Genomic DNA, 13,518 nt, shown 5'->3' on the forward strand with positions numbered 1-13,518 from the left:
GTTATCAACGTATTATATATTGTTCAGTTCGATTCGAAAAGTACTCGCTGGCAACTCGACTCGATTAATAAGGTTTCCGTCGCTGACAGGTTTCCATCCATAGACGAGTGCCGTTACAGACACATTAGTTGGTCGTTTGATGTATACTTTTTCGTCTCGAATAGTAGCATTGGCATGGATGGAGCGTCCGTCCCGTGTTTGAAACGCAAACCCCTTCGGGGCTTGACCATCCGCTGTCGCGATGCCGTCAGCGTAATCAAAATGGATGATAATATGATCTTTATCCACTGAAAAATCTTTTAATAAGGGGCCTGATGGAATGTTGTTCAAGCCATATTCGTGGTGTATGGCCCATTGTGCCAGGCGTTTTCCCACCGTAATTTTCTCTGTTGGGTGGACGTCCTTCGGATCACCGATATCGCTGGTTACGGCCATCCCTGTTTTGGGTATCTTGGTCAGCAATTTTCGTTGCTGGTCTCGGAAATACGGCCATGAGGGACGCTCCATACTGGATAATTGCACATAGTAAAAAGAAAATTCGTCTCGCCATTGATGGCGCCATTGCTGCACAAAATAGGGGAATAGCTTGCTGTATAGTTCGGCGTTTTCGGCATCGCTTTCTCCTTGGTACCAAATCACGCCACGTAATGCGAAAGGAACCAATGGTGCAATACCGGCTTCAAATATATAGGAGGGGGCATACGGATGCTGTTGAAAAGTGGAAGGGGATAGCGATACATTTTTGCTGGCACGCTCCCGGCACCACCTCATTAAATAATCGGTTGTTCGCCACGGGTGTAGTGAACCGACAAAACGTGTGTCGGACTCCAGGGATAATCTCGGTAACCAAGCCAGTTGCGGAGAGCCCCCTACGGATAGGTTGATAATACCGACGGGAATATCTTGAGATAGGGCTATTTCCTGTGCGAATGTGTACGCAACTGCGGAAAAATGCAGTGCATTTTCTTTGTTATTTAGTGTCCATTCGCCGTGAAAGAAATCGAGTTCATTTGCTTTTTGTAATGTGGTCGTATCCCAACTGGCGTCGTTCGTCTGGGCGTAGCTGTCAAATTGTAGTAGCCGGATGGCAGTATGTTGTTGAGCACGTGTAGCCAGACTGTCTCCCCCTAGGGCCTGACGTAGTCTAAATTCCATATTGGATTGCCCTGCGGCTAACCATACATCTCCTACGAGAACTTGATCATAAACCAATTCGTTTTCCCCATTTTTAATGCGGAGTGTTTGGGGTTTTCTATTTAAGGTGGGGGCCGGAAAAGTCAGCTCCCAACGGCCATCTGTTCCAACCACTACGTGTTGGCTCTTGTGGTTCCATTCCACCTCGACAGTCGTTCTGGCATTTGCTCTTCCCCAAATTTGAAACGGCTTATCACGTTGAACAACCATGTACTTCCCAAAAACAGGTGGAAGCTGCAGTCCGCCAAAATTGCCGGTAATATGCTGTTGCACAATTTTTGCAATTTGTGCTGCTCCCTGCCTATTCGGATGAAGAGTCGATTTATCTGTAAAGAGATCTGGGCGAGCATGAAGTTCGCTATAAAAATCGATAAGCGGTGATTGTGTTGCTTCTGCTACCTGTGTAATCTTTTCCTGGATCAAATGATACCAATCAAAGGTACTCGACGTAAAACGCGGATGACCGGTAAATATCGGTGACATTTTACAAATAAAAATTTTTAGATCCGGGTTATTCGCCTGCAAGGTATCGATTAGCCAAAGGTAATCGGCTATAAACTGATCCCGGTAGTGTGGGAAATTTCTCGGATCCGTGTCGTTCAGCCCTAAGTGGATAACAGCAATATCTGCCTGAAATGCAAGCGCGTCCTGCAATTGCTTCGTTGCGGCGTAGGGGTTATGCCCGCGGCGGAGTAAAGTCGCGCCGCTATGCCCAAAATTTTTTACCGCGTATGCATCACCCAGCAAGCGTTGCAGCACAGCCGGGTAGGCGGTGGAGTCGGGGTTTTGCAAACCGAGACCTTCGGTAACAGAGTCGCCGATAGCCGCTACCCGAATCGGTGTTTTAGACCATACGTTGCTGGTACAGAGAAGGAGTACGAAAAGATAAAAAACTTTATGCATATAATTTTTCATCCGAATAAATTATTTTTTAAAGGTGATGAAGTTACCATGTTTCTTTATCCCCTTACGTGGTTTCCTCTATATAATCGACTGTTTTCGGACGTAATGTGAGCACCTGTAAGAGTAAGGCTGCTGCAACGATGGCGGCGAGCATGGCAAAGCCTCCGCCAAAATGACCCTCATCTTTGAATTTACCCAATACTTGTGTTATGGCTGCACCGGCAAATACGCCCATCATGTTCATGAAACCGTAGGCTGTAGCTCGAAGCCGTGGTGGTACGAATTGGCATAAGATCGGCATATTATTGGCATCGAAAATACCGAAGCCTAGACCAAAGAGTACGGCCGCACCGACAATAGCAATGAATGTATCGCCCATACCTAATAAAACGAGGGATGGAATGGTGAGCCCCAAACCGATAGCACTTGTAAAGACCCGACCGCGTACGTTTTTCTGTACCCAACGGTCGCTCCAAATACCGCCTACAATCACACCCACAAAAGAGGAAGCAGCAATCGTAATGGTGGATAAGGGACCTGCCTGCGCCATAGGGATCCCTAAGTTATCCGCAAAGAGTGTCGGCAGCCAGTTCTTCGTGGCCCAACCCGGCAGGCTAGGCGCTGCAAAATAAAACAAGATGACCCAAAACGCGGTCATAGAGAACAAAGTGGAAAGACTTTTGAGAAAAGAAAGCTTGATCGGAGCCGTCGTGCTGCTGACCGTTTCGGACTTTTTCTCGTGAAGAAGCAGACTCAGAATCACGGCGTAAATAATCCCCACGATACCAAACCAGTGAAAAGCACTATGCCAGCCATAACTCGCCGCGACAGTGGCACCGAACCCTCCAAGCGCTTGCCCCATGTAGAGCCCGGTCATGTGGATACCAATAGCCAGCGAACGTGTGCGTCCGGTATGATAATCGGCTATAAGGGCCAATCCTGCCGGAATATATAAGGCTTCGCTGACACCCATGATGGCACGTAATACAAGCAACTGGTTGTAGTTATTGGCCATGCCCATGCCGTAGGTGACAGCCGACCACACAAAAAGGCTAATTACGATTAGCCATTTACGGTTTACCCGGTCGGCGATTACACCCGCTACTGGACTCATAAAACCGTAGATATACAGAAAGATGGCCATTAACACCCCAAAGGCTTCTGCTTTCTGCAGCTCGATAATATCGATTTGCATCGATTCGCGCATGGTCGAAAGCATTTGGCGATCGAGATAATTAAGTAAGGCCACGACCCATAAGAGACCGACAACTATCCACGGATAGAATTTACTATTTTTCATCATGCTCCTTGTTTTTCATGTGACCTACTAGGATTTGATCTGTTCTTACCCCGGCACGAATCTCTCCACTGGGAATGATAACGCTGTTCTGATGCCGCAATGCGGTTGTCGTCACGGGGCTTTCGCCGATGATATCATCCTGTTTTTTCCACTTTTTTTGGACTACATTAAAAGACCATGTATGCGAAGAAAACCCAGGATGTTGGCGTTGCAATACGGCCTTTTCTTCGATTAATGTGTTTCTCCATGACGCATCTGTCGTTTGGTTAATCTGGGCAATTAAAGCTTCTACCCGATGAAAGGTTTCGGCATGATCACCGCCGAATAAAAGTATATGGCCGTCATCGTCCCAAATGCCGGTTCCCGCTGCCGTGGGTTGGGGAAGATCTGTTATTTTGTTGATTGATCCCGATGGTAAGTCGACCTCAAAAAGCTGGTTATAAATCGTGCTCAGGCTATCGGTGTTGCGCATTCTACCGCCTGCGATATACAGTTTGTTTTTCTTGTCCGAAACGACTACTGCGTTTGATACAGGGTGTGCTAAGGTAAATGCTTCTTCCCATACCATGTTTTCAGCGGATAAGTCCAGACGATATATCTTGTCTGAGACCAGCTGCTGATTCTCGCCACCTACAAAATAGAGCTTGTTCGAAGCAAACACCAAGCTACCGTTGGTCAAAGCCAGCGGTAGGTCGGGAAGTGATTCTTCTTGAAGCGTATTCCCTTTCAGGGAAAACTTTTTCACCGATTTAACGGCGCCGCTTTCGTTTTCGCCTCCAGCAACATAAAGGATTTGTCCTACCGAGCAATTGCCGGGATAGGCGATTGCCTCTTTTAGTTCTGATTGCGTTAGAAAAGTTAACACACCATTCTCCAGCTGATAGATATAGGTTTCTGTCGCGTATTGTTTAGCACCCCCATCCCAAGGCATTTTCCCTGGGAAGTTTGCCCCGCCAGCTATCAACAACTTATCGCCCATCATGCCTGCTACAGGGCCCGCTAGTCCTAAATGGGAAGAACCGTCGGCGTTGGCAGGTAGCTTTGTTTGATTATTCCAAACGATCGTCTTCGATTTCTCTGCTGATGAACAGGAACTTAAAACAACGGTCAGGAGGAGAATGGAGGTTGTTAGTTTCATGCTTGTTTTGATTTAAACGATTCAAAGCCCACCGCAGCAACATCAGCTTTAAATGCTTCAAATTGCTCTCCGCTCATATTTTTGCCCGGCAAGCGGAAGGTTCCACAATCCAAATCTATCAATTTCATGTAAGCTTTGCCGGTCGCAATGCCGCCATATTTCCCTAACAAGGTAATCATATCGATGGATTTTTGTTGCAGGGTGTTTGCCTCTTCGAATTCGCCACGTTCAAACGCTGCAATTAAATCATGATATAGAGGCGCTGCATAGTTATATGTACTGCCTACAGCACCTTTCGAGCCGAGTACCAGTGCGGATAGCATATTTTCATCCCGGCCCCATAACATATCGTATTTACGGTTGTTAAAATTCATACAGGACAAGAAATCCATGAAGTCTTCATGTGTATATTTAATTCCCGCGAATGTAGGTGCTAATGTATCGACCTCTCGGAGTAGGTCGATCATTGCATAGTTTCCGCCCGTCAGCACGGGGATATGGTAATAATAAAATGCGGTGTTCGGCGCTGCGGAAGCCACTTCTGCGCAGCATTGCGCGAGTTGCTGAACGTTAGCCGGCTTAAAATAGAAAGGAGAAGTGAACGAAATCGCATCCACCGCTGCGTTTTCTGCTAACGTCGCCAACTGTTTGCATTCCTTGATATTTGTCCCACCTAAAAACATCATGAGACTAAAGTCTGCATCGTCTTTTGTTAATGTGGCCCACTTTTCCATCACCGCCACCTTCTCCTCAAAGGTTAATGATACGCCTTCTCCTGTAGATCCGCAGATAAATGCCCCCGTTACGTTATTGGCCTTAAGTAACGCATAGTACGATGGGATCAGATCAAGATTTAGCTCCCCGTTACTATGAAAAGGTGTAAAGGGAGCGGCTATTAAGCCTTCAATGTGTTTCATATAATAATATTATTTAGTATGTCGTTTTTTTAGCATGCTGTAGTGCAGCGAAAAATCGACCTCACTACAGCATGCATTATGATTCAGATTATGGTTTCGTGGTTTCATATCCCGGTGTTTGATCAACCAATGGGTCATTCGTCCACACATCCCGGCCGATTGGCCAAAGCACTTTGTATCCTTCCGTACTTTGATTTAAGACGCCATACGGATGATTGGAAGAGCGGAAAACCAGTGGTGTAGTACCGTATTTCATTCGACGGATATCGTACCAACGTTTTCCTTCCCAAACGAATTCTTTCATACGTTCTTCGAAAATCGCAATTTCGTTTGCGTCCCGACTGCCATTCACAAAGGGTGTCGGATCGTTTCCGTTAAACGCTCGGTCGCGGACAGGTTGTATGAACGCTTGTGGACTGGTACCTTCGGCATTGGCAATTTCTGCCAACATCAATAAGCGATCTGCTTCCCGGTAAACAGGCCAATCGTCGGTATAATTACGAATGTTGTTGTTGATAGTACCCAAAAATTTGGTCAAAACAATATTGCGAACCGTAACGCGTTGTGGAACAACCGTGCGATCCAATGCATAGAAGTCATAAAACGTAGCATCACGACGTTGGTCCCCGGTTTGGTATGATTGGAACAAATCATATTTATAACCATAACGCTGTATGGTTTGAGAAGTCGTTTGTTCTAAAGTTAGCGGGTCTATGAGCGCAGGAGCGTCGACATCGACCGTGTCTTTGTAGTAGCGACCACTGAAAGAAGGTATGTCATATAGGAAAAATGATGATGATGACAACTCTGCTTCGTTGAACATGAAGGGTAAGGTAAAAATAATCTCTTCGTTACGCTTGGTCTTAATAACGTTTGCAAAATTTGATACGAGACTATAGCCGGTAACAGCATTTAATGCTGCCTTTGCTTCCGTGAGATCAGCCGTAGTGCCATATACCTTTGCTGACCATAAATAAACTTCACCTTTTAACATGCGTGTGGCATTCAGACTCCAATAGGCTTTGTTAGCTCCTTGTTCAGACCCGAAATGTTCTAGCGATTTCGCGATATCGTTCTTCACTGCCGTCAATACCTCCGCTTCGGGTGAACGTGCTAGACGCAATGAAACCTGGTCAGGCCGACTATTCAACACATCCGCTGATAGGCGTATTGGTACACCGCCATAGGTGCGTAACAAATGGAAGTAATAGAATGCTCGTAAGCCATGTGCCTGACCTAAAAGGGTGTTTTTTTTAGTTTCCGACAGAAAGGAAAGATTACTTATTCGCTCGATGAAGAGATTGATCTGGAGAATGGAATTCATAAAACCAGCCCAAGCAGTCAAGCCCGGAGATACCTCGGTCATATTATGCTCAATCAAGGACAATTCATTCAATGAAACGGGAAACTTTGCAACATTTATTAAGCCGCCACCACGCATTTCTCCCAAACGGAAAAGCTGAAACTGCTGTCCACGTAATTGACTATGGATACCTGTCATGAAGTTATCTACTTGTGCTTCATTTTGCCAGTAGTTTCCATCTGCGAAGTAATCTTCGGGTGCCAGATCTAGATGGGTATTACAGGCGGTCATCCCCAATAATGCAAAGATGACGGCCATTATTTTTATATGTTTTTTCATTGCTTTATATCAATTAAATTTAGAATGTAATCTTTCCGCCGAAAATCAGCATGGTTGGAATAGTATAAGCGCTGTTTTGGAAGCCCGTACGTTCAGGGAGCGAATTCAACTTATTCGAAATATACCCTAAATTTTGCCCCGTGGCGGTTAGTGTCAGTCCGGCAATTTTCGCCCGACTAATCCATTCTTTCGGTACAGAATAACTCAATGATACTTCTCTGAATGCCAAATAATTCGAATTTACATAGAACAGGTTGCTCGGGCGATCGAAGTTTTTCATGTTTAACTGATCTGCCCATACGTATCTTGGATATTTCGCATTTGGATTCTCTGGTGTCCAGGTATCTTTGACGATATCTCCGGCATTGAACTCTCCTTGCATATAACCCAGAGACCATGCGTTCTGGCGATCCATTTGGATATGACCTAGTGCGAAATCAAGCCTGGTAAATAAAGAGAAACCTTTGTAACCGAATGTGGTGTTAAACCCACCCGTCCACCTCGGTAGCGTGTTTCCCAGTTTGACACGGTCATCTTGATTGATGACACCGTCTCCGTTGATGTCGTCCCACATCGCATCGCCCAGTTGAGTGGGTAAGTAGCCAGACAACCCCTGCTCATCGATGACGCGCTGGCTAGCGACACGTCGGCCAGCCGAACCTCCAATACTATAAGTCTCTCCGGCGGCGTCATCCCGAACGTTGTAATTTGCTAAGTCTTCTTCGTTTCTAATGATTCCCGTCATCCGGAAACCGTAGATTTCACCCCATTCCATACCTTCCTGAAGCCCTTCTACCCATATTAATGATCCGCTCGCAGGGTCATATACTTGCGTTCCTCCCTGTCTGTTCCGCTCGTTGCCATTAAAAGGCAACGTCAAGATTTTGTTACGTACATAAGCAGCATTCGCATTTACGGACCAAGTGAAATCGTCGTTTTGTAATATACGATAGCCTGCTTCGAATTCGACGCCACGGTTACGCATGGTACCATTGTTTGTACGGATGGAGGCGATGCCTGCCGAAGTTGGAAGTGCAATATAGGCCAATTTATCAGAGGTAATTCTGTTGTAATAGGCTACAGAAAGATTGAGTCTGTTGTTTAATAAACCGATATCAGCACCTACTTCCGTCGTATTGGTTTTTTCCCAAGTCAACTCAGGTAAAGTAGGATCTGAAAAAAGGAAGCCTCTAGTTTGGTCATATGGCTCGGTAACGCCGTAACCACCCTGTACTTGATAGATACCTATTGGGTCATTTGTTCCAATACCGATATTACCATTTTTACCCCAGCTGGCGCGAAGTTTCAAGAAGTTTAGCCAAGGAGCACTGTCTCTCAAGAAATCCTCTTGTGTTGCTACCCATCCGATAGAAGCTGCAGGGAAAAAGCCCCATCTGTTATCCCTGTGCAATCGGGATATACCATCTTGACGGAAGGTAAACGAAGCAAGATATTTGTCATCGAAATCATAGTTTGCACGTGCGAACTGTGAAATAATGCGATCATTACTGTGTGAAGAGGAAGCTCCTCGCGTCGGGTCTTTCGATGTATTGGTAGTAAGGCCTAATGCCATAAAATCGTCCGTTGGAGCTAAGGCTCCCGAAGCTCCTAAAGAGCGGTAATATGCATCGTAGAACTCGGCCCCTGCTAAGGCATTTATATTGTGCTGGCCAAAGGACTTATCATAGTTCAGAACCGCGTTATATGTTTGGTTTATACGACGCCAGAAACTGGCAGAACTGCTACGTTGCCTGTTCCATCCGGCATCTGGATTGGTTGTGCTCAAGAAGCCCGTTCTGAAATCCTTGTTGAAAGATTCGTGGTATTCCTCTTCATAATATAAAATCCCTTTTAGACGTAGTGTCAATTCGGGTAAGAAACTAACAACCAGCCCTTGGTTTAACGTAAATTTATCATTTTGTGAACGGCGTATATATTTGTCGATGTTGACCAAAGGGTTTCCATCGCTGGCGTCTCTACCTAAGATCCAGTCGCCGGTTATTGGACTTCTACTGCGCAAGGTAGGAGGAGCAGATAGCATCCGACCCCAGTAATTCGCTTCACCATTGGTCAACGATTGATCTCGCCAGTTGGCGCGGGTCCAGTTCACGCGTGACTCCGAGGTAATCCAGTCTTTTATCTTGTAATCGGCATTTACCGCGAAATTATAACGTTTATAGAACGTATTCAATGATAAACCTTGCTCATCATAGAGGCCAAGCGTGCTATGATAGGAAGCCTTGTCATTTCCTCCAGAAAAGGAGAGATTATAATCTTGTGAGGGAGCTGGCGTCCGAAACGCTAGGTTGCCATAGTTAAAATCCTCGTAGATCAGGTCATAATATTCGCCATTGGGATCATAATGACCAGCTGTATTGGTGGGAACGGCGTCTCTCATGGTTTTCCAACCTTGATCCAATAAGAAGCGGTTTTGATCGGTTAGACGCATCAGGCTCCATCGGCCTTCGTTAACGTAGTTGCCATCCAGTGGCGTTGTGCCATCAGCAGCAAAGTACGCATTGCCTGTTCCGCGAGGCCCAGGATTCCCTAAGGTGTTGTTTGCTAAAGTTCCAATCTTAATTGCTTCCACCGCGCCTAAACGACTCCATTTGATATAATCTTCTGAACTTAGGTAATCGTATGGCACGTTCAGGTAATTAATACCACGGTTTACCTTCAAATCAAGAGATGATCTACCGTTTTTTCCGCTCTTGGTGGTAATGATAATTACGCCATTACTGGCCCGGGCGCCATATATTGCCGTAGCGGCGGCGTCTTTCTGCACGTCGATCCGTTCAATTTCTTCGGGGTTGATATCGGAAAGACTGCCACGAACTTGGCCGTCTACTAAGATTAACGGACTACCTGAACCATCGAAATGCGTTCCTCCACGAAGTACAATACTAGGCATTGCACCCGGTCGACCAGAACCTGTTGCTACACGGACACCCGGAATTGTTCCCGCCAAGGCTTGTGCCGGATTGGCACGCATCCCGGTTTCTAGCACCTTATTGTCTAAAGTGGAAACCGAAGCCGTTACTTTCGTACGCTTTACTGTACCATATCCCATCACAACGACTTCCTCCAGGGAAGTATCGTCCACCTGTAAGGAAATTTGAAGCTTACTCAGGTTGTTTACCGTAACGTTTTTAGCTTGATAACCTACCGACGTAAAAATCAGGATATTCCCAATGCTGGCCCGTATGGAAAAATTACCGTTTTCGTCGCTTACTGTCGCGACATTTTGCGTCGAGTTATGGACACTTACACCGGTTAGTGGGGCTTCGTCTTCCCCTTTCACCTGTCCGTTTAGCATAGACTGGGCAAAAAGGTTTCCTTGAATTAAGAGAAGGAAAATTAATAAGACGAGGCTTTTTGCAATTGTAAAATCTGTTCTTATCATAATTTTGTTTTTAAAATTGACTTATGTTATACATAATCAGAAGCAAATGTATGACATAATGTTTTACAAATCAAAATTTTTTTGATATTATTGTCGTAGAAAAAATATTTATATATAAGAGAAAGTAGCATGGCCGATATAGATGATTCCGTGGAAAAACTAGGAGGGATAGATACCTCCAGCTTAGTCGATAAGGTAGAAGAACGGATTATCTACTTTATCCAAAAGAAAAAGCTGAAAGTAGGCGATGTGTTGCCCAAAGAGCTTGACCTTGCAGAAAGCTTCGGCGTGAGTCGCACGGTGATACGTGAAGCGCTATTACGCTTGAAGACCATTGGCCTTATTGAATCGAAAAAACATAAGGGAGCTGTATTAAAGAACCCGGATGTATTAGGATCGCTGCGTAAAGTCTTCCATCCTTCGATTTTGGATACCGAGACATTAAAAGATATATTTGAGATGCGCTTAGCTTTAGAGGTGGGGATGGCCGATTTTATTGTGAGCAAGGTTACGGACGAGGACATCCGAGAATTGGAAGAAATTGCCGAAGTCGTCGTTTCTGGCGACACTGCTCACCCGTGGCAGGTTGACGATGAGATTGAGTTTCACGGGCGACTATATAAAATATCTGACAATAAAATCCTGATGGAGTTGCAGGAGTTATTGTTTCCTATTTTTCAATATGTACACCATAGTGGCTTGTTGGAAAGGCCCATTGTTGCCGGTGATTTCGTGTCTCATAAAGAATTGGTACAAGTTCTTAAAAATAGAGATGCTGATGCATATCGCGTAGCGATCCGACAGCACTTGAACAATCATTTTGCTCGTATTCTTGATGTATTATAGTGGATACGATCTTTTAATTTTCTTTCATAGTCCCTAGGTATCTAGGGACAGATGCTTTTCCTTATTGATAAGTTGGGCTACACTTGTATCGTTCAAAATTTGTAACATCGCGTTTCGTACCTCAACAAAGGTGTCCCGAATCCCACAGGCATGCTCTTCCACACATTCTTCGCACGAACGGTAAAAATTAAGGCTGACACAGGGTAATAGGGCAATCGGTCCGTCAATTAACCGCATAACCTGGGAAAGATAAATGTCTTCCGGGGCTTTGTTTAAGCTGTAACCTCCGCCGGCGCCTTTTTTAGAGTACAATATGCCTGCATTACGCATTTCGAGAAGAATTTGTTCCAAGAATTTTTTCGGAATACGCTCCTCTTCAGCAATCTTTATAATCTGCATGGGTTCTTTTCCGTAGTTACGTCCCAACACCATAAGCGCCTTGATGGCGTATTTTGTTTTCTTAGAAAGCATACGTTCCCTTTTTATGGATCAATAATAACCGCAAAGATACGCAAAAAATAATATGCCCTCACGTTATTGCCCCAACACCTCAATAATAGGCTTTCCGATGTTGCCGTTCGGTTCCATGATATGCAGTAGCGAAGCAAGTGTCGGAGCGATATCGACAACATGTACTTCTTTATTACTTACGCCGTGCTTTATACCCCAACCCATGAATATCAACGGAATGTGTGAATCATAGGGCGACCAAACACCATGAGTGGTTCCTGGACTGCGTGGTGTGCCCGCATACCATTGAGGGTCTGCAATAATTTGGATGGCCCCACTGTGCCGACGGTTATATCCATTGATGATTTTTTCCCGAAGCGGGGCAGGTATAAACATATTTTGATTCCCTTCCATATCAATGACATACGTTATGCCTTCTTCCTTCTTAAGCGAATTGATAATTGTTTCCTTTACATCGTTAAGGTTGAGCTGGAGGGAATCGATAAGTGCGTAATTTAGATGCACCTGATAGTTCATCAAGCTTCGCACGATGTTTTCACTGCCGAATTTTTCCTGTAACTCGCTATTCAGATTACGCTGAATCTGTCTGGTAAATAAATAGCCGCCATTTCCTTTATGATCCGTGTAGTACATAGGATTATAGGAAGCAGCATGGTCTGCGGTAAGAAAAAAAGTATAGTTACCCTTGCCAACATGTTTATCGAGGTACGCTAAAAAATCCGCAATGTCTTGGTCAAGTCGTAGATAGGTGTCCTCAATCTCTACAGCTGATAACGAGTAACGGTGACCGACATAGTCTGTTGCCGATAAGCTCACGCATAAAAAGTCTGTCTGACCTGTTGGATTACTCCCCAGGCGTTCCTTTTCCAGTGCTGCTTTGGCGAAATCTAATGTCAGTGTATTTCCTTGGGGGGTTGTTTTAATAAGTTCATATCCCACGTCTTTCATCAATTCGGACGTTTTCCGAGGGAGTGTGGGATTCTCTTCACCTGGCCACTTACCTTCGTAAGGTGTGTTATCTGCCGTACTGTTTGTATATGTTTCGATTGGATATAGTGTGTTCCAGTCTTGTTTTAGGTATTTGTCCGCCAGTTTCTGCTTGTTAAAATCTTCCACCCAATGCGGCAACTTTTCCATATAAAATGTACTGGAAATCCAGTTTCCCGACTTTCCTTCCAACCAGTAGGCTGCGTCTGCAAGGTGGCCTGCTGGCAAGATACCGCCCCTGTCTTTCATAGAGATGCCGATAACCTTAGATTGAAAATTGGTCGCCAGTTTCAGTTGATCGGTGATTGTGGAGGACAATAAATTTCTAGGTGATTGTTGACCTTCCTTTTCCTGTGTTCCGACTCCTTGTACGTTATCATCTTGTGTGCAATACATGGATTGCCCCGTCGCTTGAATGATCCAATCATTCCCTGCAATTCCATGGATAGAAGGAACAGAACCTGTGTAGACTGAAGTATGGCCAATAGCCGTTACTGTAGGGACATAGTTAAGCAAGGTATTTTCACACGAAAATCCGTCATTTAGCATACGCTTGAAACCATTGTCACCATATCTGTCCGCAAATCGGTAAAGATAATCCCACCGCATTTGGTCTACCATCAATCCGACCACTAGTTTTGGGCGAGCAGGCTGTGCATGTCCTTGGATAGCTATAGTTACGATGAAAAGACCTGCAAAGAAAAATTTCCACATAAT

Annotated in this window: 9 protein-coding genes; 1 reads left to right on the forward strand and 8 read right to left on the reverse strand. The window is 45.0% G+C overall.

All coding sequences use genetic code 11. The annotated features are described in order from the left end of the window. Window positions 1-12: 12 nt before the first annotated feature. The 6 genes from H8B17_RS01735 to H8B17_RS01760 all read right to left on the reverse strand — a co-directional run bounded on the left by H8B17_RS01735 (window position 13) and on the right by H8B17_RS01760 (window position 10,497). On the reverse strand, window positions 13-2,109 hold the full coding sequence (locus H8B17_RS01735; protein WP_223816293.1) for a GDSL-type esterase/lipase family protein: 2,097 nt from the start codon (window positions 2,107-2,109) through the stop codon (window positions 13-15). A gap of 52 nt (window positions 2,110-2,161) precedes the next feature. Beyond that, window positions 2,162-3,400: an MFS transporter gene (locus H8B17_RS01740; RefSeq protein ID WP_223816294.1), complete on the reverse strand. Its 1,239-nt coding sequence runs from the start codon at window positions 3,398-3,400 to the stop codon at window positions 2,162-2,164. Next, window positions 3,387-4,535, reverse strand: coding sequence for a hypothetical protein (locus tag H8B17_RS01745; RefSeq protein ID WP_190307448.1), 1,149 nt, complete (start codon window positions 4,533-4,535; stop codon window positions 3,387-3,389). The genes H8B17_RS01740 and H8B17_RS01745 overlap by 14 nt, the downstream gene beginning before the upstream one ends. Further along, window positions 4,532-5,452 carry a dihydrodipicolinate synthase family protein gene (locus tag H8B17_RS01750; protein ID WP_190307449.1) on the reverse strand — a complete coding sequence of 307 codons (921 nt, stop codon included), beginning with the start codon at window positions 5,450-5,452 and terminating at the stop codon, window positions 4,532-4,534. Before H8B17_RS01750 ends, H8B17_RS01745 begins: the two co-directional genes overlap by 4 nt. Window positions 5,453-5,540: 88 nt before the next feature. Then, a complete protein-coding gene (locus H8B17_RS01755; RefSeq protein ID WP_190307450.1) occupies window positions 5,541-7,094 on the reverse strand; it encodes a RagB/SusD family nutrient uptake outer membrane protein in 1,554 nt (517 codons plus the stop codon). Window positions 7,095-7,113: 19 nt separating this feature from the next. Then, a complete protein-coding gene (locus tag H8B17_RS01760; RefSeq protein ID WP_190307451.1) occupies window positions 7,114-10,497 on the reverse strand; it encodes a SusC/RagA family TonB-linked outer membrane protein in 3,384 nt (1,127 codons plus the stop codon). Window positions 10,498-10,626: 129 nt separating this feature from the next. Here H8B17_RS01760 and H8B17_RS01765 point away from each other — a divergent pair, with 129 nt between their 5' ends. Continuing rightward, the gene (locus H8B17_RS01765; RefSeq protein ID WP_190307452.1) at window positions 10,627-11,343 is read left to right on the forward strand and encodes a FadR/GntR family transcriptional regulator; all 717 of its coding nucleotides are present in this window, start codon (window positions 10,627-10,629) and stop codon (window positions 11,341-11,343) included. Window positions 11,344-11,376: 33 nt separating this feature from the next. On the opposite strand, the gene H8B17_RS01770 is transcribed toward H8B17_RS01765, so the two are convergent. Both H8B17_RS01770 and pafA read right to left on the reverse strand, forming a co-directional pair. Then, window positions 11,377-11,814 carry an RrF2 family transcriptional regulator gene (locus tag H8B17_RS01770; RefSeq protein ID WP_190307453.1) on the reverse strand — a complete coding sequence of 146 codons (438 nt, stop codon included), beginning with the start codon at window positions 11,812-11,814 and terminating at the stop codon, window positions 11,377-11,379. Between the two features lie 63 nt (window positions 11,815-11,877). Continuing rightward, complete coding sequence (gene pafA / locus H8B17_RS01775; protein WP_190307454.1) at window positions 11,878-13,515, reverse strand: alkaline phosphatase PafA; 1,638 nt, start codon at window positions 13,513-13,515, stop codon at window positions 11,878-11,880. Window positions 13,516-13,518 lie beyond the last annotated feature (3 nt).

Origin of the sequence: Sphingobacterium arenae (assembly GCF_014692505.1) — a bacterium.
Taxonomy (GTDB): Bacteria; Bacteroidota; Bacteroidia; order Sphingobacteriales; family Sphingobacteriaceae; genus Sphingobacterium; species Sphingobacterium arenae.